We start from the raw sequence: 22,936 nt of genomic DNA, 5'->3' as shown, positions 1-22,936 counted from the left end.
AAACCGATATACTGATCCAAGTTATTTCACGGTTTGCCCTATGGACTCCGGATCTCTTTTTTATTCTTTCTTTTTGATTTTTACTGGCGCTGCTATTCTGGCAACTGTTGCTCTGGCCACCCGGCAGCCATTAATTGTCGCCTATATTGTTTTGGGAGGAATCTTCGGCCCATCAGGGTTGGAGCTGGTGACTGATACCAGCTTGTTATCAGATATATCTCATGCGGGAATTATTTTCCTGCTTTTCCTGCTTGGGTTAGATATGCAACCCAGCCACCTGATGCACATGCTCCGCAAAACAGCCACCGTAGGATTATTCAGTTCTCTGGTTTTTGCTTTGATGGGTTATGGGTGCGCCCAAGCTTTTGGCTTTACCGACACCGAAAGTCTGGTCATCGGTGGCACCATGATGTTTTCCAGCACAATTATCGGTATCAAACTACTACCAACAACAGTACTGCATCACAAGCACACTGGGGAACTTTTGGTCAGTCTTTTGCTACTCCAGGATTTACTGGCCATCATGATGCTGCTTTTACTGTACAACACGAAAAATCTCGATGGCGGTTATCTCCCCCTGCTGACAACACTAGCCACCCTGCCCCTACTGGCTCTAGGAGCCTGGTTAACTGTTCGTTATGTACTGCTGCCGTTAATGGCACGGTATGATCGCTTCCATGAATATATGTTCTTGCTGGCTATTGGATGGTGTTTAGGCCTTGCCGAACTAGCTCACAGTCTTGGGCTTTCTGCTGAAATTGGCGCGTTTATCGCTGGTATTACTATCGCCACCAGCCCTATTGCCCAATACATTGCCATTAACCTTAAACCATTGCGGGACTTCTTCCTGATTCTGTTTTTCTTCTCAGTGGGAGCCAGCTTTAACCTTGACCTGTTGCCAGAAGTCATTCTTCCTGGTCTGGCACTAACCGCTGTCTGTCTTGCCCTGAAGCCACCGGTATTCTGGTTTTTTCTGCGAGGTGTCAGCGAAAAACAGAAAACCGCGTGGGAAGTTGGAGTTCGCTTAGGGCAGAACAGTGAGTTTGGTTTGCTGATCGCCAGTGTCGCGGCGACTCAAGGGCTGATCGACAATGTGGCCTCCCACACTATTCAGGCAGCAGCTATTCTCACCCTGTTATTCTCGTCTTATCTTGTAGTATTCAATTACGAATCACCTATTGCAGTGTCAGACCGCTTACGCAGGGACTGATAAACAAACAATAAAAAAGGAGCTTTCGCAACGAAAACTCCTTTTCATCATTTCCAAACTTCGATCCTATCAACCTGGAAAACGGGAACTCACCAGCCTTTCCCAAACAGTATTGATAGCGCCACCAAGTGCATGCTGAGCGCTTAAACCAAACTTCTGGGGTAGTGTTTTCTTTTCAGACCAGCTGACATGATAAACAGCGATTTTCCTGTCGTAACAATCACACAGATAAGCATCACTTGTTTTCAACTCATCCACTAACTGCTTACCAATCGCCTGTGTGCCGTACCAGATCTCACCGGTAGAAATCTGTTCAACATCTACTGATGGACGCGCGCGCAGAACAAAGTCTTTAAACAGCTTGTGGGTACTCTCAAGGTCTTCAACAAACTTCTCACGACCTTTCTCAGTATTTTCACCCATCACTGTCAGAGTGCGCTTGTATTCACCGGCAGTATGCAGCTCTACATCAATATCATGCTTTTTCAAAAGCTTATTGATATTAGGAATCTGAGCCATAACACCTACGGAGCCGATAATGGCAAAAGGCGCTGCAATCACCTTGTCTGCCAGACAGGCCATCATATAACCGCCACTGGCTGCGACCTTATCAACAGCAATGGTCAGCGGAATACCTTTATCTCGAATTCGCTGAAGCTGTGAGGAAGCCAGACCGTAAGAATGAACCATTCCGCCCTGACTCTCCAAGCGCACAAAAATTTCATCCTCCTGACGCGCCTGCCCCAATACAGCTGTTATCTCTTCACGCAGCTTGCTAACAGCAGATGCCCGAATATCGCCATGAAAGTCGAGCACAAAAACCCGGGGGTTTACAACGTCTGCATTCTCCCCTTTCTTTGCTTTCTTCTTTTCTTTAGCTTCTTTCTTTTCAGCTTTGCGCTTCTTTTTCAGCTCGTCACTCTCTAGAAGTTCACCTTCCAGAGTTTTCTGGATATCTGAATGATCATTAAACAGGTTACGAACCTTGATATGCCCGGCAGACTCTCCTTTCCCCTTACTACCAGCAGAAGCCACACCGGCCACAATCGCCAGAACACCCCCTACAATAATCACAACTTTGGTCAGAAAAAGACCAATCTCCATCAAAAATTCCAACGCTTATCTCCTTGTTCCTGCCCGGAGTTTGTTTTCAGGTGAACTGGATAGAATAAACCAGAAGTCCAGAGTGAATAATAAATGTTTTACAGGATAAAAACACAAAGGGTTTCGGTTGACACTTATAGGGGCGTCAAATATTCTGACGCTGTTCGTGCGACTCCGTATCTACGAGCAGTGCTTACGACCCGGTTGCAGCATAATAAAAACAAGCTAGACCGATTGCATAGTTAATACAGAAAGGGACATGACAAATGGCAAACCTCCTTGAAGTCTTTGAAGACATGAAGGGTAAGTTTAACTCCGACGCGGCTGCTGGCCTTGACCTGATTTTTCAGTTCGATATCGAAGACGGCGACACTTACCACCTGATCGTCAAAGATGGAGCCTGTGAGATTGTTGAAGGTGCCAATGATGATCCTAACGTGACTCTGATCATGGACACCGAGACAATGAGCGGCGTTATGAGCGGGGAGATGGACGGAATGCAGGCCTTTATGATGGGTAAACTGCGTGCTGAAGGCGACATGATGCTGGCTACCAAGCTTGGCGAACTGTTCCCAGCCTGATTCCAGTAAAGAAAGCTTCCTGCGGGAAGCTTTCTTGCTTTATATCTTCACTGCCTTTTATTCAATACTGCTTAAAGCCTGTCTGGCAACCTCGTTGACAGCACTAACCTCTATAACTCCCTGCTTCAACCAGACTTCATAAATAGCTCCATCCTGCATGGGGAGATAATCTGACGAAACCACACCTGATTCAATCTTCTTTAGTTGCCCAAGTTTTTTTACCACCGGCCAACTGTCCACCGAAAAAGGATATTCATTGCTATCAGTCAGCTGACTTTGATAAGAACGCTGTTGCTCAAGGGACAGATAGCGCCCATCCAAATTCTCAAGTCGAGCGAGCTCTCCGGAAAAGGTTTCTATATCCCAGGCAATATGCTCAGCAGATATCCTCCACAGGTCACCACTTATCGGAGCTGAGTAGGACTGACCGGTATGGGAAACAATATCAGCCACCCACTTATCTACAGAGGACTGGCTAAAACTGATAACCGCCAGAGGTCTGGATGACTCAGTTCCGGCGAAGGTTCTCATATCATAGGTCATCAAGCCGGCTCCAAGAGTCAGCACAACCATCAGCATTCCAGCCATTCCCCGCAGCCAACCAAGTATCCACTGACTGCTTAACAACAGTCGCAGGGAGAGCCAAAGCAGAAGCAGTGTTACCAAAACAGGCAACAACATAAACAGTGCTGTTTTCATAAAGTCAGTCCACTTCTATTTTACTTATTCTTACTGTTCACAAACGATTTAAGAGAGGCCAAAGCTCTGCTGATATTTATCGATTAACTGCCAGGCGATCGTCTGGGGTGGAGGAAGCTGGGGAAGATTGGAAAGGGGGTACCAATCTGCTTCTTCAAGCTCTTCTGCATCCACTTGTATATCTCCGCTTTTATAGCGGGCATGAAACCCCATCATCAAATTGTGGGGAAATGGCCAAGGTTGACTGTGTTGGTAGCGAACATTATCAACTTCAAGCCCTACCTCTTCCATCACTTCCCTGGCAACAGTCTGTTCCAGAGATTCTCCCGGCTCAACAAAACCGGCAATCAGCGACCGGAAACCCGGAGGATGACGTAACCCGCGAGCCAGCAGAACCCTATCTTCGTTATGAATAAGGACGATGACACAGGGGCTGACTGCCGGGTACACACGAAAATCACAGGAGTTGCAGCCCCGCCCACGATCAAAAACAGAATCAGAGATACTCAAAGGCGACTGACAGCTGGGACAAAAACGATAATGCCGCCCCCAGTTCAACAAACTGCCCGCCTGATGCAAAAGAAAATCGCTACTCTCTTCACACTGGAGAATGGCACTGCGTAACGATAAAGCTTCAGGGAGCACCTCTTGTTCGGCAACTTCTACAGCTGTAACAGTTCGCCCTGATACAGTACCGAGATTGTAACTTTGTAACACACTGGATTGAGGAACAGGCAGTTTATCCCAGAGAAATCCTTCGTCAGGTGAAGGAAGAATACGGTTACCGACAAAAACCAGCCATGCATCCCATGGCTGGTTTTCAGCAGTTGAGGTTTTTTCGAAATCAGGCTGCAGCAATGTTATATCCAAGTTCACTCAAACTGGCTTCTGCCAGTTCCAAAGCCAGGCTGGTACGAACACCATCCGCCGAGCCGGACTCGATAAAATATTCCAGACTGGATAACACATCTGCAAATGTTTCCAGCACACTGTTCGCAGGGCGCTCTTCACTTTGCAACACCACCTCACGAATAAAGTCCGCGCAGCACTGCATCAGTTTAGCCCCACGCTCTTCTCCGGAGAACTGTAAACCACCACGAATAGCCTGAAGAGTTTTAGGCAGGTTATCCAGATGAATTTTGTCGTAGTCGGATTCCAAATAAGCGTTGATAGCCCGCTTGGTCAGGGTCAGGCCTGATATAGCCTCATCCCAGACCACTACTTTAGCCTCACCCAACTGCCCTTCCAGAACTGACATTTCTGGCGGTTTCTCTTCCTTGACTGTAACAATGCCAGAAAGCTGTTTCAGAGAGGATACCATTGCTTCAACATAAAGGACGGATTCTGCAACCTCATGTAACCGCTCACTTGTCGCGCCCTGTTCCTGCCATAACTGCACCTGCCCCTGTTGTTTCTGCAAAGTACTGGCAGCAGAATGAAGGCCAACCATGCTAAGGGTTTTGGAGAGAGTCGACATGGAAGAGGCCAGGCCGGCATAATCCAAATCAGTTGTATTTGCACCACGCTCCGCCAGATCCAGCATATCTTTCACGGCACCCAACTCTTCCTTTAAAGCATTTGCCAGTGATACCAACACTTCTGAAGCAGGCCCTGCCATAGCATCGCGGGCTTCCTGCAAAGATTTTTCCGTAAACGGCAGTGGTAGTAGAGAAAATTGTCCGAGAGCCTTGTTGGATTGAACACCACAGCTACCTGAAACAGAAATAAGATAGAGCATCTCTTTTAAAAACTGTTCAGGAACATCCAGACTTTCCAGACCAGCAGGCAGCTGAAGCTTTCGAAGCAACTGATCAATGCGGCTTAATAGAATTCTGCGTGGACGGGTTAGGTCCATCTCCATATCAACGAAGGCTTCCAGACAGGCAGCCGCTACCTGACAAAACCGAGAGAAAGGCAGATGGCTGTGCAGAACGGCCAGATGACTACAAGCCCTCTGCATCAGCCGCATACCGGCATAAGGGCGTTTATGCCCCAACATTCCCAGCAAACCAACCTGATACATCTGCCGCAACCGGCGAGTGGTATGCCGCGTGCGTTCCGGGTCAGAGCATAAGGGCTCACCAGTCATACTCTTTTGGGATGAAGTATTAAAATCACCAAGATGGGGAACAGCAAAAAACTGACTCTCCGGAAGAGCAGCAACTCCCCGAATTTTTCGTAGGTTATTAATCGTTGGGAGCAGGATTTCCGGCAATTCATCATTGCGAGTCATGATGAAGTCGATATACCGCTGAAAGATGAAAAGCCCTTTACCAAGGATTTCCAGACTTTCGTCCCCGTTTTCACCCTGCTGAATATCCTGAGAAAGATGCACGAGTTCATCGACAAGCAACTCTGCCCCGCTCAGTTCTATTACACGAACAATACCAAGTATCTGTCCGATTTCATGGGAAGACTCCTGCAGCAACATGGTTTTGCTACGATCTTCAGAGAAAGTTTCAAGACGATGCACTATGGTTTCCACAGTGCTATCCAGCTCTTCCCGAAGCGGCGACAGGGATGAAATACCAGCCATCGTTAACGCTCCTTATTATTTGTCTTTTCTAACGATTATTCATAACCCTGCTAGCAAGCTCTTCTCCGACAGGGACTTCAAGCACCACTTACCCCATGTCATAAGCACCGGGAAGATACATCTACAAATACTGGGAGAACTTACATTATTTTCATAACTATATCAGTAGCTCTTCTGCCAATACAGCATCACACCTCCGATCAGTGAACCTCATCAGGAAAACTGTTTTTCCAAAGGCATTGCCCCGCTTTTTTTTCTATGGCCGCAAGTTTTTCCCGATGAGCTTCCAGTTCTTTATCCGAAGGCGCAATCACTTTCAACGGCGGTCTATCCATAGATAACCTGCGAACAGGGCCACCAGCCAAAGCACCACCGCCGGAAAGACTTCCCAAAGAGAGAGAAGTCTGACCACCGGTCATAAACAGGTAGACGTCTGCCAGAATCTCCGAGTCGAGCAATGCACCGTGAAGTGTACGACTTGAGTTATCTACACCATAGCGCTTACAGAGGGCATCCAGACTATTCCGCTGCCCGGGGTGCTTTTTCCGTGCCAGTACCAGACTGTCAGTAATTTTACAGTAATCATCAATATTTCCCGGAGGGTTGGCCAGCATCCGGAATTCATGGTTGATAAAACCCACGTCAAATGGCGCGTTATGAATAACCAGCTCTGCACCATTCACAAAGGCCAGGAACTCTTCCGCTATCTGGGAGAAAACAGGTTTGTCTACCAGAAATTCATTGGTAATACCATGAACTTCAATAGCACTGGCCTCGACCTCTCGCTGTGGGTTGATGTAAACATGGTAATGATTACCGGTCAGTTTGCGGTTAATCATCTCCACACAACCGATCTCAATGACTCTATGCCCCTGACTAGGTTCAAGGCCGGTTGTTTCGGTATCCAGTACAATAATTCGGGACATATCAAATACTCTTAACGGCTCGCCTATCGACCTGCTGCTTCCTGAGCACCGCGACGGGCCAGCTCATCAGCCATTTCATTATCCGGATGGCCACTATGACCCTTGACCCAGTGCCAGTCGACCTCATGCTTAGCAGACTCTTCTTCCAGGCGTTTCCAGAGATCTACGTTTTTCACCGGTTTTTTACTGGCAGTCATCCAATTCTTGCGTTTCCAGCCAGCAAGCCACTCGGTGATGCCTTTGCGGACATACTGGGAATCCGTGGTGAGTTTTACCTTGCAGGAGCGGTTTAACAGCGCCAGACCTTCTATCGCCGCCATGAGCTCCATGCGGTTATTAGTGGTATCGGCTTCACCACCATAGATATGCTTTTCCTTGTCACCAAACCTGAGTACCGCCCCCCAGCCACCAGGACCAGGATTACCACTACAGGCACCATCCGTGAAAATCTCAACAATCGTACTCAACGCTCATCCTTCATTAAATTACCAGCGGTACAGGCAGCACTGCCAAAAAGACGATTACCAGAGCTGCGCCAACGACGGTCATAGGGAATCAACCCGGAGCGTTCTTTCACAGCCACCAGAACATAAAAACTTCCCATACCCAAAGGGCTATCTGCAATAAACTCTTCCACTTTCAATCGTCTTGTGGGTGGTAAACGACAGGTTAAGGGAAACAATCCACCGCCAAAGTGAACATGACACGTGCGAAAATTTAGCAGCGTCAGCCAGTCTTTAATACGTTTGGGCTGGTAAAACTTTGCCCGCCGAATCGCACGATCATGACCCAATCCCATCATACGTACCGGATTCCATAAGCTGCAGGGATTAAAGCCCACCACCACCAGACGGCCACCAGGCATTATCGCCCTGCAAGATTCCCGCAACATCCGGTGTGGCCGCTCTGCAAACTCAAGGGAATGATGCAGCAGTACAACATTCATGCTACGAGGCTGAATAGGCCACTCGGTCACAGATAAACGCACCGTTTCCTTCCCTGCCACTTCACTCAGTGGTGTCAGAAAAGTTTTGTGCACTATCTGGGTTTCATCCAACAGGGACGCGTCGGGAAGTATACCAAGGGTACAAGCATGGTGTCCGAACATTCTCGGCAGCAATGTACCTAGCAAGCGCTGCTCGGTCTCCAGAAGAAATTGACCACGCTCTGATGCAAACCAACCCCTTACAGCGGGAAGGGCTTCAGCAAACGAGCAATACTCTGGGCTGTTCTTTCTTGCAAACATTCAGTATCCATGACTATTGGCATGAAACCGGTTAACCAGTACGATCATGTTTATCCTCTATATTATTCACCAGATAAACGAATCAGGCTTAACTATGCTTTCTATCAATGGCCTGCCGGCATTCAACGACAATTACATCTGGATGCTCGCTGATTCTGAAAGCCATACCTGTTACGTTGTAGACCCTGGTGATGCCAGCGTTGTTAATACCGCCTGCCAAAAGGCCGGTTATACACTCGCCGGTATACTGATTACCCATCATCATGCAGACCATACCGGTGGAATTCAACAGCTGGCAAGTTTTGCTGCAAGAGAAAACCACAACATTGCCGCATCGCAACCTTTACCGGTTTATGGTCCAGCCTCAGAAAATATCAAGGGCATTACACATCCGCTTTCAGAAGGCGACCTACTGACCATAGCTGGTGAAACTCTCACTGTGATAGAGACCCCCGGACACACTTCCGGACACATCAGTTATTTTGGCAACTGGGCCAACCACCCCGTATTGTTTTGCGGCGACACCCTTTTCGCCGGCGGCTGCGGCCGACTATTTGAAGGCACGCCGAAGCAGATGCTGAACTCTCTGGAAAAACTGGCAGCCCTACCTCCGGAAACACTGGTTTACTGCGCCCATGAATACACCCATAGTAATTTGAAATTTGCTCAGATTGTAGAACCAGAAAATAGTTTACTTAATCAGCGCATCGCGGAAGTTAACACCCTGAGATATCAAGATCAGCCAACCGTTCCCTCTTCCCTCAAAGATGAACTGAATACCAACCCATTTCTTCGCGCGACCTGCGACAGCGTGCAACAGGCTGCGTGCCTGCACAGTGGGCGCCCCATAACATCTGCAGAAGACACCTTCATGATTATCCGTCAATGGAAGGATAATTTTTGAAGGATGTCGTACACTGTAAAGAAAAACGTTTGGAATCCAATGCAAGATAAGACGCCCAATCAGGACGCAGACTCCCAAGGATTGCTTTCCTGCAACCCTCTTAAAGTGCTGAAACCCTTGGCTCTGGCTGTTGTCCTCAGTGGCTGTCAGACTCTGACCACTCACACGGGAACAGAAGCTGACCTCAACAACACCGATACGTCATCCATTGACGATCTGGCCAGCAGCGATGCAACCGCTTCCGTTAAACCTGTAGAACCAGAAGTCGAAAAAAACATTACCCCGCCACAACCACCAGAAGATCTGGTTACGGTTATTCGTGAAGGTTTGGCTCTGGACCTTGACGCGGATAATGCCCGCATTCGCGCAGAGCTGCGCTGGTACAGCCGCAACCAGGGTTATTTCAACCGGGTCATGAGCCGCGCTGAGCCGTACCTGTACTACATCGTCACTGAAACCCAGCGTCGAGGCATTCCCATGGAAATCGCCCTGCTGCCTGTTGTAGAAAGCGCCTTTGATCCTTTCGCATACTCCTTTGCCCGTGCATCCGGGCTGTGGCAGTTTATTCCATCCACCGGCCGCCATTATGGGCTGGATCAGAACTGGTGGTATGACGGCCGCAGAGATGTTGTTGCTGCAACGAACGCTGCCCTTACCTATCTGGAAGAACTCAACGAACAGTTTGATGACTGGGAGCTGGCACTGGCCGCTTATAACTCTGGCCGGGGTACCGTTGCTAATTCCATGAAGCGCAACAGAAAGAAAGGCAAACCCACAGATTTCTGGTCCCTCTCACTGCCACGGGAAACATCAGCTTATGTACCCAAGCTTTTGGCTATCGGTAAAATCATTCGTGACCCAGAAGCCTACAACCTCAAAATCACTTCCGTTACCAATAAACCTTACTTTGAACAGGTAGATATTGGTCAGCAGATAGATCTGGCTCGTGCTGCAGCCCTGGCTGAAATGGAAATGGATGACCTCTACCGGTTAAACCCTGCGTTTAACCGCTGGGCAACGAATCCAGATGGCCCTCACCGGTTGCTTATTCCTGTTGAGAAAGCTGACACCTTCAAACAGGCTTTAGCTGACCTTGCACCGGAACATCGCCTGAAATGGCAACGCTATACCATCACCTCCGGCGACAGCCTGATTCGCATTGCCAAGCGTTTTGGTACATCCGTTGAGCTTGTTCGAGAGATTAACCAGATTTCCGGTTTCCGTATTGTCGCTGGTAAAACTCTATTAATCCCTGTTCCCTCCAAGGACAGCGATAACTATACCCTCACAGCGGAACAGCGTCGTCTGGCCAAATCCCGTCGTCCGGTGAAAGGTCGGAACAAGGTCGACTACGTAGTGAAAAGAGGTGACAGCTTCTGGGATATTGCCAGAAGCTACGATGTGACTGTTTCCAAACTGGCTTCCTGGAACAGCATGGCCCCTAAAGACACTCTGAGAGCTGGCCAGAAACTTGTAATCTGGACTTCGTCTACGAAACAAAGCTCAAAGGGTGTTGTTCGAAAAGTTACTTATAAGGTTCGCAATGGCGATAACCTTTCAGTGATTGCCAGCCGCTATGGCATCAAAGTGAGAGATATTCGCAGCTGGAATACTCTCGATGATAAATATCTGCAACCTGGCGACAACCTGACATTGTTTGTTGATGTCACTCGCTGATGAAAAGCAAAGCATAAAAAACGGGAAGCCTATGACTTCCCGTTTTTTATTGCACTCTGTAAGTTAGGCCAAGTGGTGCTCTTCACCTTGATAGTAAGCCTCGACACGAGGATTCATAACCTTGAACCAAAGTGGCGGAAATAATGCAAGCACGACCATGGTTGCATAACCGCTGGGAAGCTGAGGACTCTCTTCGTGATGCCTTAAAACCTGATAGCGACGACGAGGATAGGCATGATGATCGGAGTGTCTCTGCAACTGAAAAAGGAAAAGGTTGGTCAGCAGGAAATTACTGTTCCAGGAATGGTGTATATTCGGCCGCTCATAGCGACCACTCTCCAGCTTACGGCGATGCAATCCGTAGTGTTCGATGTAATTAATGACTTCAAGTAAAGTAAACGCAAAAAAGCTTTGCGCAAGAAAGAACAGCACACCCATCCAGCCTGCAAACACAAAGAACAGAACTGCTATAGCAACACTGCATCCATACCACCAGAACAACTCATTATGCCAGCTGTAAAACGACCACCCTTTTGACTCCAGACGTTTCTTTTCCAGCTTCCAGGCATTCATAAAATTATGCAGATAAGCATGGGGTAGAAATCGATACAGAGACTGACCAAATCGTGATGATGAGGCATCTTCCGGCGTTGAAACATTCACGTGATGACCACGCACATGCTCAATTTTAAAACCACCGTAAAACACCATACTGAGCAATAAACCACCTGCATTCTGTTCTAACAGGTTATCTTTATGAATCAACTCATGACCTACATTGATAGCAATAATGCCACCGACTGTTCCAACAGAAGTCAGCCACCCCAACTTTCCCAAAACCGAAAATTCTTCCGTAAGAAAAATATGCCCGCCATAAACTAAAGCCCCAGCATAAACAGGGACACAAAGAAGATTGAGCCATCTGTAATACTTCTGCTCTGATAACAAAGGAACATCGGATTCATCCGGATTGACAGGATCCTGCCCTAAAAGCTGGTCAACAACGGGAATGAGGCCAAACACCACAGCAGGCGTGAGAAAAGCGAACAGATTTTTCCATCCGTATTCCAACCACATCTGCTCAGATAGCAACAACAATGCTGGCGGCAGCAGAAATATCAGATACGCAAACTTCTTCAACACGATTACGGTTTGCTGAGGGAGGCGATTAATCATGGATTTGTCTTTCTTGTTTTTATTAATTGTAGGACAATCCTACATGATAGGATCCCATCTGCAAACCCGACACACAAAATGATGACCTGTGATAGGATTCGCGACAAAATCAACGACGATGGATCAGCAACTATGAGCTTCACCGCTCCTGAAAGCCTGACAGAGAAAATTGCCAATTATCTTTCTACACAAATTGTCGAAGGAAAACTTAAGTCAGGTGAGCGCATTCAGGAAGCCCGTGTTGTTAATGACCTTCAAGTCAGTCGTGGGCCGGTCAGAGAAGCGCTACTTCTTCTCGAGGCTCGTTACCTGATCACTATTCTTCCCCGCCGTGGCGCTTTCGTAACTGGGTTGACTCCTGAGAGCGTAGAAGACCTCTACGATACCTACGTGCATTTGCTGGCTCTGTTAACTCGCCGGGTGACTCAGAAATGGACAGATACAACCCTTGCCCCACTTCTCAAGCAAATTGAAACCATTAAATCTTTACCAGACCATCAGCCTCAGGCCTTTATTGATGCCGGGTTCACCCTGATGCGTATGGCCTATAGCCTGTCGGGCAATATTTACCTCTGCGATACTCTAACCAAGCTGCAACCCGCCCTGCACAGAACCTATACCGTAGCCATGAAACATAATGCCTGGGAAACGCAACGGGGCTTGATTTTCTTCTCAGGCTTACTGAAAGCGGTTATGGAACGAAAGACCGAGCAACTTCCAAAGCTCATTCATGATTATGGAAGCTATCAATGCCAGCTGGTTATCTCGGCATTAGAAAAGCAAGAACAGAGATAAGAGGTTTCAGCATACCCCCCACGTTAAAGTGTAATGCCACTCGTTTAAGGGCTTACAGCCATAGGCAGGAATGAGGACAATCGGACTTGAAGTATTTTCAAGTCCGATTCCTTTGTATCCGGGTTCACCAAAGAACTGCAAATAGCAGCTGAGTTTCCCCACCCTGAATCCTTTGATGCCTTTTATCGAAACATCCCGGAAGAGTGGATCAAGAAGCTGTTGCCCAAACTGGTCGGAGCAGTGTACGTAATCGTCGCTTTCCTGCTGAACAAGCAGTATGGCTGGTTATCGGTATTGGCCTGATGCACAATCGCTCTATTCCAGTGTTTGCGACAAGCTTGACCTGGCATTTCCATTGATACTGCCAGAGAAGCGCAAGAGGGCATACCCAAGGGTAGTAAAGAAGTGAAAGCTTTTAGCCTTCACCACCGTCTTCTGTTTGAACATTCAGCTTCACATCAGCCCGCTCGCGCAAGTTGCGAACATACTCATCGTACAGCTGAGTACCATTTCTCACGGCAAGGTTGGCACCCATCATACGCATCTGCTCGGCGGATACAATTTCAGTACCGGGAACAACATTGCTCATACGAATAACAGCAATATCACCATTGGGCAAACTGGCTGAGGCGAAGCTTGAGCCACTATCAACTGGATGCGGCATACGGAAGGCTTCAGCAACAATCTGAGCAGGAACTTCACGACTGAAACGAAGAGACTTTGCCTGCTGCTGCCAGGTCAACTGATTAGCCTTGGCGACAGATACTACTTCAGCTCCACCAGACAACTCAGTAACCAGCTTGCTGGCTTTCTCCTGCAGCTGTTCTTCTCCGAGCTTGGCACGCAACAAGGTCTCTATTTCTGCGCGAACATCGGCCAGCACTTTCCGCTCCGCCTTAACATGCTCACGAACACGGACAACCATTACCTGACCAGGGGCCACTTCAATCAAATCACTGTTTGCACCAAGATTAAGGACCTCCTCACTAAAGGCAGCTGTCACAACAGCCTGATTAGCGGTAACACCTTCGCCACCTTCACGACCAAACAAGCCGGTTTGCATAATCTCCAACCCCAGGGTTTCTGCAGGCTGAGCGAGATCGGACGCTTCAAAGCTGATATCAGCCAGCCGTTGAGACTTCTCAACAAAGACAGGGCCAACAGCCTGTTCGCGAAGCTCCTTAACGAGGGAAGCACGCATCTGGTCAAGAGATGGGATTCGTGCATCAGAAGCAGTATCCCGACGAATAATCACCACGCCAAACTCTGCAACAACCGGCGGGGAAACTTCCCCATTCTCAAGGGCTGCAAGGGTGCCATCAAACTCATCACCAAAGAAACCAGACTCTACAACACCCAGACTACCGCCTTTCGCAGCAGACTCCGGGTCATCAGAGAATTCTTTTGCCAGGTCTGCAAACTGAGCACCGTTGTCCATTTTGGCACGCAGATCTTTAGCCTCTGCTAATGCTGCCGCTTCGTCACGCTTATCATTAATCTCGAGAAGGATCATGGATGCAGACACTTGCTCATTCGCGGCCTTTTTAAGCTCTGCAACACGGGACTCGTAACGAATGCGAATATCTTCGTCACTGACTTCAACCTTATCCGCCAGCTTGTCTCTATTCAGGACAATGTAATCGATACTGACTTGCTCAGGCTGCATAAAACGGGAAGAGCCCTCTTCATACAGCGCTTGAATTGCGTCTTCAGAAATTGCGACGGCTTTACGAGCCTGTTCAGCATCAAGAACCATCCAGGCAATATCACGGGTCTGGTTCTGCAGGTTGCTCAGGCTTTGCAGTTCGTAAGCTGTCATAAACTCAGAAGCGGCAATACCAGCTCTCAACTGGGTAGCAATCATCTCTTCACGGAGGAAGGCACGGAACTGCACAAGACTCATACCCATGCTGCGCACATACTGAAGAACACGGTCAGGGTTATAGCTGCCATCAACCTGAAACTCAGGAGCTGTACGAATTACCTGATCAATCATCTGATCAGAAATTGCCATATCGTTAGCTGCTGCTTCTGCACGTACAACACTGCGCTGCACCAGGGACTCCAGAGCACTTTGCTGGAGAAGGCGATCATCTAACATAGACGGATCAAAGTTCTGGCCCATCTGCTGAATCAGCATCCGGCGCTGTTGATCCATTGTTTCCAGCAGTTGCTGCTGGGTAATGGTTTCATCACCAACCGTAGCAATATCTGGATTGCTGGTATTGGGCCTCAGACTCTCCAGCCCAAATACGGCGAATGTAAAGGCTATAGCTGCCACGATCACTTTTGCGACCCAGCCTTGCGCCTTCTCCCTCATGTCCTGCAGCATAATGACCCCTGCAACGTCCTAAAAACTATGGCCATAGGGCCAAGAGATTTGCCTCTGACAACTTGCCCAGAGAACAGCAAAATAAAGTCCGAAAGCATAACAGACCCCACAACAAGAATCTGCCTCAACCCGCAGTATTAACAATATTTTATGGTCTGCAAGCCATCCGAAACATTGCTAGCGAGTATCAGGGGCTATTGCGATTTGATGTTCGTGCTACATAAAACCGCAACTGCCCCTAATTCCAGAAAAAAGAAAGGCGTACCTTATAGGCACGCCTTTGAAAACCGCTACGGCTAATCTGGGATTAACCGTTTACAGCTTCTTTCAGAGCTTTGCCAGCCTTGAAACTTGGCACCTTAGAGGCAGCAATCTCAATAGGCGCACCAGTCTGAGGGTTACGACCTGTACGAGCTGCGCGATCTTTCACATCGAAAGTACCGAACCCAACCAAAGATACAGCGTCACCGCCGGTCAATGCTCCGGTGATAGAATCGATCACTGCATCCAGCGCGCGCCCAGCAGAGGCCTTTGGGATGTCAGCAGAAGCCGCAATAGCATCGACCAGTTCTGATTTATTCACTCTTTTCCCCTTTCGATATACTCATCGTTCTCGTGATGTGAAACCCGGTAGAACATCTGCCCTGCAGACATTCTAGCGCTCTCCCTGAACACCGGTAAACTCAGAAAAGTTACGGTAAAACCCGTTGGGCAGAACGTCCAGGCATGTCTAAGTTTATAGGTATTTTTTATACCAACTGATTTCCTTAACTGTCAAGAAGGCCGCTAAAATAAAGAGTCGGCGCAGGAATTTTCTTGCACCGCCTCAATATTTAAGCTGATTAATCAGTGGGTGTTGATACCTGCTTCCTTGACCTCTTTGCCCTCTTCCTCCTTCACCACGGTTTCTGTGTCAATCAATGGCTTAGGGACATACTGAAGGGCAACCTCAAGAACCTGATCAATCCATTTCACCGGGCGAATATCCAGATCTTGTTTAATATTCTCAGGAATTTCTTTCAGGTCGCGGGCATTTTCATCAGGAATAAGAACCGTACGAATACCTCCACGGTGAGCGGCAAGTAACTTCTCTTTCAGCCCACCAATCGCCAACACCTGACCACGAAGAGTAATCTCACCCGTCATAGCCACAGAAGCTCTTACAGGAATACCTGTCAACACAGAAACCAATGCTGTACACATGGCAATACCTGCACTAGGGCCATCCTTAGGTGTTGCGCCTTCTGGAACATGAATATGCAGATCATTCTTTTCGTGGAAGTTCGAAGGAATACCCAGAACTTGCGACCGACTACGCACAACAGTCATGGCCGCCTGAATAGATTCCTGCATCACATCACCGAGGGAGCCTGTTTTCGTCACCCTACCTTTACCAGGTACGGAAACAGTCTCAATTGTCAGCAATTCCCCCCCTACAGATGTCCACGCCAAGCCTGTCACCTGACCCACCTGATCCTGCTCTTCAGCAAGACCATAGTTGAACTTGCGCACACCGGAGTAATGCTCCAGATCATCAGGCCCAACCATGTCGATAACATCTTCACGACCCAGAGCTTTATCTTTAATAACGCGGCGACAGATCTTGGCGATCTCACGCTCAAGCCCACGAACACCAGATTCTCGCGTATAGTAACGAACAAGATCACGAACAGCATTATCGCTGACATCCAATTCGCCTTTTTTCAAGCCGGTACGCTTTTGCTGCTTAGGTACAAGGTAACGACGAGAGATATTAATCTTTTCATCTTCCGTGTAACCAGGAATACGAATCACCTCCATACGATCCAATAGAGGTGCTGGAATATTCATGGAGTTTGAGGTGCAAACAAACATCACATCAGAGAGGTCGTAATCAACTTCCAGATAATGATCGTTAAAAGCACTATTTTGCTCAGGATCAAGAACCTCAAGCAGTGCCGATGCGGGATCACCACGCATATCCACACCCATCTTATCGATCTCATCCAGCAGGAACAGTGGGTTCTTCACGCCAGACTTGGACATTTTCTGGATCAGCTTTCCTGGCATAGAACCAATATAGGTTCTGCGATGGCCACGAACCTCGGCCTCATCACGCACCCCACCCAAGGCCATACGCACAAATTTGCGATTGGTTGCTCTGGCCAGAGATTCACCCAGAGAGGTTTTGCCAACACCCGGAGGCCCCACCAAGCAGAGAACTGGCCCCTTCAACTTACGAACGCGCTGCTGTACGGCGAGGTATTCAAGAATCCGCTCTTTAACTTCCTCCAAGCCGTAATGATCTTCATCAAGAATCTTCTCAGCGCGCTTCAGGTCATGACGAACCTTGCTGCGCTTTTTCCACGGCACATTGATCATCCAATCAATGTAACCGCGCACCACGGTTGCTTCCGCAGACATTGGAGACATTTGCTTAAGCTTCTTCAGCTCAGCCATGGCCTTATCCATAGCTTCTTTAGGCATCTCAGCCTTTTCAATGGACTCTTTCAGAGCTTCCTGTTCATCCAGCTCATCCTCCAGCGTACCCAGTTCTTTCTGGATCGCTTTCATCTGCTCATTCAGGTAGTACTCTCGCTGGCTACGCTCCATCTGCTTCTTAACGCGACCACGAACGCGCTTCTCGACCTGAAGCAGATCAATCTCTGTTTCCATCAGGTTGATCAGATACTCAAGACGCTCAACCAGATCGACAATTTCGAGAATCTTCTGCTTCTCTTCAACATTAAGAACCATATGAGAAGCAATACTGTCTGCCAGACGGGCAGGTTCACTCACTTCAGAAAGGGAGCTGAGAACTTCTGCCGGAACCTTTTTGCTGAGCTGGACATACTGCTCAAACTGGCTATAGAGAGACTGGGTCAGAACCTCACCACGGCGCTCTTCTACTTCATCTTCTTCGAGAATATCGATAACAGAAGTGCAATATTTTTCCTGCACCTCCATAGATTTCATAACACCGCGCTGGCCACCCTCAACCAGAACCTTAACGGTTCCATCAGGCAGCTTTAAAAGCTGAAGAATGTTGGCAACTGTGCCCAACTCATAAAGATCATCAGAACCCGGATCATCATCCTGGGCATTACGCTGGGCAACAAGGAAGATACGACGATCCGCTTCCATAGCAGCATCGAGAGCCTGGATGGATTTGTCTCGCCCAACAAACAGGGGAATAACCATGTGAGGATAGACGACGACGTCTCTCAGCGGTAACAGTGGCAGCTCAGCCCTTTCACGCTGACGAGTATCTTGTTGTTCCATATACAGCCCTCTCTTGTTGTACTTTCCGGCTATAAAAAACGTTTCAACCGGAGATGCTCTGATGACCCTGTTGTCATGAAGAGCTTGTCTTCTAAGATGAGGGTTCAAGTCATAAAATACAAGGACAAACAGGGGCAAACCTCAGACTATTCCCTGCCCTGCAGGTTCCTGCGAAGCAGTCAGTGTCGATAACAGGCATGAGAATGAGGGGAAAGTTAAAATAAACAGTTATGGGTAACTGTTCAGAAAAACAAAAGGCCGGGTAATAACCCGGCCCTTTATTGTCACCAAGAACAAAAGTGTTATTCCTCAGGCAAAGCGCGCTGCTGAGGCTGCTCCTTGTTCTCATACATTAGCAGAGGTTCAGAATCTCCACGGATAACACTGCCATCAACCACAACCTTAGTAATGGTTTTATCAGACGGAATATCATACATGGTCTCCAGCAGTACGTTTTCCAGAATAGACCTCAGCCCACGGGCTCCGGTCTTACGCTCCATCGCCTGCTTAGCCACTTCTTCCAAAGCGTCCTGACGGAAATCCACCTCGACGTCTTCCATTTCCAGAAGGCGACCGTACTGCTTGGTCAAGGCATTCTTAGGCTCAGTAAGAATGCGAACCAGAGCTTCTGCATCAAGCTCTTCCAGAGTTGCGATAACCGGCAAACGGCCAACAAACTCAGGAATCAGACCAAACTTCACCAGATCTTCCGGCTCAACCGTCTTGAAGGTTTCACCAACACTCTTGCCATTGTCCTTGCTCTTCACTTCAGCAGTGAAGCCGATGCCGCCCTTTTCAGTCCGGTCACGGATAACCTTTTCCAGGCCTGCAAAGGCACCGCCACAGATAAACAGAATGCTAGAGGTATCAACCTGCAGGAATTCCTGCTGGGGATGCTTGCGCCCACCCTGAGGAGGAACAGAAGCCACTGTTCCTTCAATCAGTTTCAGCAGCGCTTGCTGTACGCCCTCACCGGATACGTCACGGGTGATAGACGGGTTATCAGCCTTGCGGGAAATTTTGTCGATTTCATCAATGTAAACAATACCCATCTGGGCTTTCTCTACATCGTAATCGCATTTTTGCAGAAGCTTTTGAATAATATTTTCAACGTCTTCACCTACATAACCGGCTTCGGTCAGGGTGGTTGCATCAGCCATGGTGAAGGGAACATTCAGCAGGCGGGCCAGCGTCTCGGCCAGCAGGGTTTTACCGGAACCCGTTGGACCAATCAGCAGAATGTTACTCTTGCCCAGTTCTACATCATCTTTTTTGCGGCTGTCGCCGGCCTGCAGTCGCTTGTAATGGTTATAAACGGCCACAGAAAGGACTTTCTTGGCACGTTGCTGACCAATGACATATTCATCAAGAATATTCTTGATCTCCCGGGGCACAGGCAGCTTTTCGCTAGTACCTTCAGGCACACTATCCTGAACCTCTTCACGAATAATATCGTTACAAAGATCAACACATTCGTCACAGATGAAGACCGAGGGACCAGCAATGAGCTTGCGCACTTCATGCTGGCTCTTGCCGCAGAAGGAGCAGTAAAGAAGCTTTCCGCCATCTTCGCCCTTTCCATTTGTTTGGTCGGTCATTCGCTAATACCCTGTTATCACGGGACTATATAATTGAGAAACACTTTCGAGAAACAGTCAATAAAGACACAGACTAATAGAAATACTGCCTTTTATCACACTCTCCAATTGAGAGTTGGGCACATCCGGTGCTCATCCTGTCCACTCACAAACAAGATGCGGGTTTTGCACTGATTTTTCAAGGTCAAAACCCATTCAGTAACAAAACCAGCTCAAGATGACGGCAAAACACTGCGTCAAAATACAGAAAAACCCGCGCAGTCACATACTATGGCCGCACAGGTTCGGAAGCATCAAAGAGCCTATTTACCGGGCTCATCATCCTGAACACGGCGATCCATAACCTTATCCACCAAACCATACTTCATAGCATCTTCGGCAGACAGAAAGTTATCCCGGTCAGTATCCTGCTCAACAACTTCAAGAGGCTGGCCGGTATGATGCGCCAGAACCTTATTGAGTTTTTCTTTGATGGTAAGGATTTCACGGGCATGAATTTCGATATCAGAGGCTTGCCCCTGAAATCCACCCAGAGGCTGGTGAATCATAACCCGGGAATGGGGCAGACAAAAACGCTTGCCATTCTCTCCGGATGCCAGCAGCAGAGCCCCCATACTGGCCGCCTGACCAATACAGTAGGTGCAAACATTTGGCTTGATAAATTGCATGGTATCGTAAATCGCCATACCAGCTGTTACCGAACCACCGGGAGAATTAATGTAGAGGTGAATATCCTTATCAGGATTTTCGGCTTCAAGAAACAGCATCTGGGCAACAATCAGGTTGGCCATATGATCTTCAACCTGTCCAACCAGGAAGATGACCCGTTCCTTGAGTAATCGGGAGTAGATGTCGTAAGAACGCTCACCGCGAGCAGTTTGTTCCACAACAATCGGCACCAATCCGCTGGCACTGATGTCGGGAGCGCGGTAATCGATAAAATTGGACATATCCTTGGGTGGCTCCTTGTCAGTCTGGAATGCCGCCTTATGGCGGCATTCCGTTCAGGGGCCGGGGGAGTGAGAAACTTCCGCCTTAATCAGGCTTCAGCTTCTTCCTCTTCGGCACCCTCTTCGGTTTTGGCCGGGGCCGGCTTGATAGCTTCTTCGTAGCCGCAGGCTTTTTCAGTTACCTGAGCAGCTTCAAGAATAGTATCTACCACCTGCTCTTCGAGCACAACATACTGAACCTGACTCAGTTGCTGTTCGTTACCATAGTACCAGTCGATAACCTGCTGAGGCTCTTGATAGGCAGAAGCAATCTCTTCAATCATAGCCCGAACACGATCTTCATCGGCCTTCAGCTCTTTCGCCTTAACGATTTCGCCAACAATCAGACCAAGACGTACGCGCTTCTCAGCTTCAGCCTTGAACATTTCACCTGGTAATGCGGAGGCATCCAGACCCTGCATACCTTGACCAGCGAAACGCTGCACAGCCTGCTCCTTCAGACGATCAATTTCCTGATCAACGAGAGCGGCTGGCAGGTCAACAGCGTGAACGTCCAGCAGACCATCCATAACCTGATTCTTGACCTTGTTCTTAACGGCCTGAGTCAGTTCACGATTCATGTTCTTGGTGATTTCAGTGCGGAAACCATCCAGACCACCCTCCTTCACACCGTAACGGGCAAAGAAGTCGTCATCCATTTCTGGCAGAACAGGCTTCTTAACAGCGCTAACAGTGATAGCGAATACCGCTTCTTTACCTTTCAGGTTTTCAGCCTGGTAATCTTCCGGGAAGGTTACGCTTACGTCTTTCTGCTCACCAGCCTTCATACCAACGATACCGTCTTCGAAGCCTGGGATCATGCGACCGGAATCCAGTTCCAGCTCCTGACCTTCAGCAGCGCCACCATCGAAAGCTTCGCCATCAACAGTGCCTTTGAAGTCGACAACAACAGTGTCACCCAATTCAGCAACAGCGTCTTCAGCGGCATCTTCAAAAGACTTGCTCTGCTCACGCAGGGTTTCCAGCATTTTGGAAACATCTTCGTCAGCTACATCAGCTACAGGCTTTTCAACCGCGATCTTAGAGAAATCACCCAGTTCAATTTCAGGGTAAACTTCCAGAATAGCGACAAATTCCAGATCGCTTCCTTCTTCAATAGTCTTGGGTTCAATTTTAGGAGCGCCTGCTGGATGCAGTTCTTCCTTGATCACGGCTTCCATATAGGAAGACTGCATGACCTCACCCAGGACTTCCTGGCGAGCACTCTGACCATAGCGCTTTTTAACTACTTTGAACGGTACTTTGCCAGGACGGAAACCATCCAGCTTTACCTGCGAACTCATTTTCTTCAGGCGGGCATCCACCTGAGTTTCTACGATTTCAGCAGGTACCGTAATAGTCAAACGGCGCTCGAGGCCGGAAGTCGTTTCAAGTGAGACTTGCATGGTTAATCCTCATAAACCAAGTGTTGCTACGAGCGTTTTTCAGTTGAAAGCTCAGAAAAGTGCAACAGGGTATCAGATTCTTTGGTCGCACAGAACAAGTGCTTTTCAGCAGACTGCAAATATGCACGACGCTCACGTACGAAAAAAGGGGATAAGCATGCTTATCCCCTTAATTCTAATTTAATGGTGCGGATGGAGAGACTCGAACTCTCACGTCTTTCGACACTGGTACCTAAAACCAGCGTGTCTACCAATTCCACCACATCCGCACATCAACCAATTATCCAGATAACAAATAATTAATCAAATTGGGGTGGACGAAGGGGATCGAACCCTCGACCGCAGGAGTCACAATCCTGAGCTCTACCAACTGAGCTACGTCCACCACTACAGAGAAACAAGATCAGCCCAAAGGGGAATGGGGTGGACGAAGGGGATCGAACCCTCGACCGCAGGAGTCACAATCCTGAGCTCTACCAACTGAGCTACGTCCACC

At 48.4% G+C, this 22,936-nt stretch carries 20 protein-coding genes and 3 tRNA genes; 6 read left to right on the top strand and 17 right to left on the bottom strand.

The annotated features are described in order from the left end of the window. Positions 1–40 precede the first annotated feature (40 nt). Positions 41–1,210, top strand: coding sequence for a cation:proton antiporter (locus tag QMA35_RS11035; RefSeq protein WP_281647206.1), 1,170 nt, complete (start codon positions 41–43; stop codon positions 1,208–1,210). Between the two features lie 69 nt (positions 1,211–1,279). Here the strand turns inward: QMA35_RS11035 and sohB are convergent, their stop codons facing one another. Then, a complete protein-coding gene (sohB, locus tag QMA35_RS11030) occupies positions 1,280–2,326 on the bottom strand; it encodes a protease SohB (protein ID WP_281647205.1) in 1,047 nt (348 codons plus the stop codon). A 254-nt stretch (positions 2,327–2,580) separates the two neighbouring features. Here sohB and QMA35_RS11025 point away from each other — a divergent pair, with 254 nt between their 5' ends. Further along, on the top strand, positions 2,581–2,895 hold the full coding sequence (locus tag QMA35_RS11025) for an SCP2 sterol-binding domain-containing protein (RefSeq protein WP_281647204.1): 315 nt from the start codon (positions 2,581–2,583) through the stop codon (positions 2,893–2,895). A 57-nt stretch (positions 2,896–2,952) separates the two neighbouring features. On the opposite strand, the gene QMA35_RS11020 is transcribed toward QMA35_RS11025, so the two are convergent. The 6 genes from QMA35_RS11020 to QMA35_RS10995 all read right to left on the bottom strand — a co-directional run bounded on the left by QMA35_RS11020 (position 2,953) and on the right by QMA35_RS10995 (position 8,302). Then, positions 2,953–3,594, bottom strand: a complete 642-nt coding sequence (locus QMA35_RS11020) for a hypothetical protein (RefSeq protein ID WP_281647203.1) — start codon at positions 3,592–3,594, stop codon at positions 2,953–2,955. 48 nt (positions 3,595–3,642) lie between these two features. Continuing rightward, positions 3,643–4,470, bottom strand: coding sequence for an NAD(+) diphosphatase (gene nudC, locus QMA35_RS11015; protein WP_281647202.1), 828 nt, complete (start codon positions 4,468–4,470; stop codon positions 3,643–3,645). Further along, complete coding sequence (locus tag QMA35_RS11010; RefSeq protein WP_281647201.1) at positions 4,439–6,130, bottom strand: hypothetical protein; 1,692 nt, start codon at positions 6,128–6,130, stop codon at positions 4,439–4,441. Before QMA35_RS11010 ends, nudC begins: the two co-directional genes overlap by 32 nt. Before the next feature lie 200 nt (positions 6,131–6,330). Beyond that, positions 6,331–7,056: a DNA polymerase III subunit epsilon gene (gene dnaQ, locus QMA35_RS11005; protein WP_281647200.1), complete on the bottom strand. Its 726-nt coding sequence runs from the start codon at positions 7,054–7,056 to the stop codon at positions 6,331–6,333. 23 nt (positions 7,057–7,079) lie between these two features. Beyond that, positions 7,080–7,523, bottom strand: coding sequence for a ribonuclease HI (gene rnhA, locus QMA35_RS11000; RefSeq protein WP_281647199.1), 444 nt, complete (start codon positions 7,521–7,523; stop codon positions 7,080–7,082). Then, a complete protein-coding gene (locus QMA35_RS10995; protein ID WP_281647198.1) occupies positions 7,520–8,302 on the bottom strand; it encodes a methyltransferase domain-containing protein in 783 nt (260 codons plus the stop codon). The genes rnhA and QMA35_RS10995 overlap by 4 nt, the downstream gene beginning before the upstream one ends. 46 nt (positions 8,303–8,348) lie before the next feature. Here QMA35_RS10995 and gloB point away from each other — a divergent pair, with 46 nt between their 5' ends. Together gloB and QMA35_RS10985 are read left to right on the top strand one after the other, a co-directional pair. Then, the gene (gene gloB / locus QMA35_RS10990; protein ID WP_281647197.1) at positions 8,349–9,206 is read left to right on the top strand and encodes a hydroxyacylglutathione hydrolase; all 858 of its coding nucleotides are present in this window, start codon (positions 8,349–8,351) and stop codon (positions 9,204–9,206) included. Positions 9,207–9,245: 39 nt separating this feature from the next. Further along, positions 9,246–10,883: a LysM peptidoglycan-binding domain-containing protein gene (locus QMA35_RS10985; protein WP_281647196.1), complete on the top strand. Its 1,638-nt coding sequence runs from the start codon at positions 9,246–9,248 to the stop codon at positions 10,881–10,883. Between the two features lie 63 nt (positions 10,884–10,946). Here QMA35_RS10985 and QMA35_RS10980 read toward each other — a convergent pair whose 3' ends face one another. Next, entirely contained in the window at positions 10,947–12,059 is a 1,113-nt protein-coding gene (locus QMA35_RS10980) for an alkane 1-monooxygenase (RefSeq protein WP_281647195.1), read from the bottom strand. Between the two features lie 78 nt (positions 12,060–12,137). Here QMA35_RS10980 and QMA35_RS10975 point away from each other — a divergent pair, with 78 nt between their 5' ends. Next, a complete protein-coding gene (locus QMA35_RS10975; RefSeq protein WP_281647194.1) occupies positions 12,138–12,854 on the top strand; it encodes a GntR family transcriptional regulator in 717 nt (238 codons plus the stop codon). Between the two features lie 203 nt (positions 12,855–13,057). Next, positions 13,058–13,213, top strand: a complete 156-nt coding sequence (locus QMA35_RS10970) for a transposase domain-containing protein (RefSeq protein ID WP_281647193.1) — start codon at positions 13,058–13,060, stop codon at positions 13,211–13,213. 56 nt (positions 13,214–13,269) lie between these two features. Here QMA35_RS10970 and QMA35_RS10965 read toward each other — a convergent pair whose 3' ends face one another. From QMA35_RS10965 to QMA35_RS10925, 9 genes are all read right to left on the bottom strand, one after another. Next, positions 13,270–15,186, bottom strand: coding sequence for a SurA N-terminal domain-containing protein (locus tag QMA35_RS10965; RefSeq protein ID WP_281647192.1), 1,917 nt, complete (start codon positions 15,184–15,186; stop codon positions 13,270–13,272). A gap of 307 nt (positions 15,187–15,493) precedes the next feature. Continuing rightward, positions 15,494–15,769, bottom strand: coding sequence for an HU family DNA-binding protein (locus tag QMA35_RS10960; protein ID WP_281647191.1), 276 nt, complete (start codon positions 15,767–15,769; stop codon positions 15,494–15,496). A gap of 263 nt (positions 15,770–16,032) precedes the next feature. Beyond that, positions 16,033–18,447 (bottom strand): endopeptidase La, encoded by a 2,415-nt coding sequence (gene lon, locus QMA35_RS10955; protein WP_281647190.1) that lies wholly within the window; start codon positions 18,445–18,447, stop codon positions 16,033–16,035. Between the two features lie 302 nt (positions 18,448–18,749). Continuing rightward, positions 18,750–20,045 (bottom strand): ATP-dependent Clp protease ATP-binding subunit ClpX, encoded by a 1,296-nt coding sequence (gene clpX, locus QMA35_RS10950; RefSeq protein WP_281647189.1) that lies wholly within the window; start codon positions 20,043–20,045, stop codon positions 18,750–18,752. A 302-nt stretch (positions 20,046–20,347) separates the two neighbouring features. Beyond that, complete coding sequence (clpP, locus tag QMA35_RS10945; protein ID WP_281647188.1) at positions 20,348–20,995, bottom strand: ATP-dependent Clp endopeptidase proteolytic subunit ClpP; 648 nt, start codon at positions 20,993–20,995, stop codon at positions 20,348–20,350. A gap of 89 nt (positions 20,996–21,084) precedes the next feature. Beyond that, the gene (gene tig, locus QMA35_RS10940) at positions 21,085–22,440 is read right to left on the bottom strand and encodes a trigger factor (RefSeq protein ID WP_281647187.1); all 1,356 of its coding nucleotides are present in this window, start codon (positions 22,438–22,440) and stop codon (positions 21,085–21,087) included. Between the two features lie 184 nt (positions 22,441–22,624). Then, positions 22,625–22,709: transfer RNA gene (locus QMA35_RS10935), tRNA-Leu, on the bottom strand. 40 nt (positions 22,710–22,749) lie between these two features. Continuing rightward, positions 22,750–22,825, bottom strand: a tRNA-His gene (locus QMA35_RS10930). Positions 22,826–22,859: 34 nt separating this feature from the next. Then, a tRNA-His gene (locus QMA35_RS10925) sits at positions 22,860–22,935 on the bottom strand. Between the last annotated feature and the right edge of the window lies 1 nt (position 22,936).

The organism is Parendozoicomonas sp. Alg238-R29 (assembly GCF_947331445.1).
Taxonomy (GTDB): domain Bacteria; phylum Pseudomonadota; class Gammaproteobacteria; order Pseudomonadales; family Endozoicomonadaceae; genus Sansalvadorimonas.
This window is presented reverse-complemented; position numbering and strand designations above follow the sequence as displayed.

Coding starts and splice junctions, on each gene's coding strand:
- QMA35_RS11035 (WP_281647206.1), top strand. CDS start 41: ATGGACTCCGGATCTCTTTTTTATTCTTTCTTTTTGATTTTTACTGGC.
- QMA35_RS11025 (WP_281647204.1), top strand. CDS start 2,581: ATGGCAAACCTCCTTGAAGTCTTTGAAGACATGAAGGGTAAGTTTAAC.
- QMA35_RS11020 (WP_281647203.1), bottom strand. CDS start 3,594: ATGAAAACAGCACTGTTTATGTTGTTGCCTGTTTTGGTAACACTGCTT.
- QMA35_RS11010 (WP_281647201.1), bottom strand. CDS start 6,130: ATGGCTGGTATTTCATCCCTGTCGCCGCTTCGGGAAGAGCTGGATAGC.
- dnaQ (WP_281647200.1), bottom strand. CDS start 7,056: ATGTCCCGAATTATTGTACTGGATACCGAAACAACCGGCCTTGAACCT.
- QMA35_RS10995 (WP_281647198.1), bottom strand. CDS start 8,302: ATGTTTGCAAGAAAGAACAGCCCAGAGTATTGCTCGTTTGCTGAAGCC.
- gloB (WP_281647197.1), top strand. CDS start 8,349: ATGTTTATCCTCTATATTATTCACCAGATAAACGAATCAGGCTTAACT.
- QMA35_RS10985 (WP_281647196.1), top strand. CDS start 9,246: ATGCAAGATAAGACGCCCAATCAGGACGCAGACTCCCAAGGATTGCTT.
- QMA35_RS10980 (WP_281647195.1), bottom strand. CDS start 12,059: ATGATTAATCGCCTCCCTCAGCAAACCGTAATCGTGTTGAAGAAGTTT.
- QMA35_RS10975 (WP_281647194.1), top strand. CDS start 12,138: ATGATGACCTGTGATAGGATTCGCGACAAAATCAACGACGATGGATCA.
- QMA35_RS10965 (WP_281647192.1), bottom strand. CDS start 15,186: ATGCTGCAGGACATGAGGGAGAAGGCGCAAGGCTGGGTCGCAAAAGTG.
- lon (WP_281647190.1), bottom strand. CDS start 18,447: ATGGAACAACAAGATACTCGTCAGCGTGAAAGGGCTGAGCTGCCACTG.
- clpX (WP_281647189.1), bottom strand. CDS start 20,045: ATGACCGACCAAACAAATGGAAAGGGCGAAGATGGCGGAAAGCTTCTT.
- clpP (WP_281647188.1), bottom strand. CDS start 20,995: ATGTCCAATTTTATCGATTACCGCGCTCCCGACATCAGTGCCAGCGGA.
- tig (WP_281647187.1), bottom strand. CDS start 22,440: ATGCAAGTCTCACTTGAAACGACTTCCGGCCTCGAGCGCCGTTTGACT.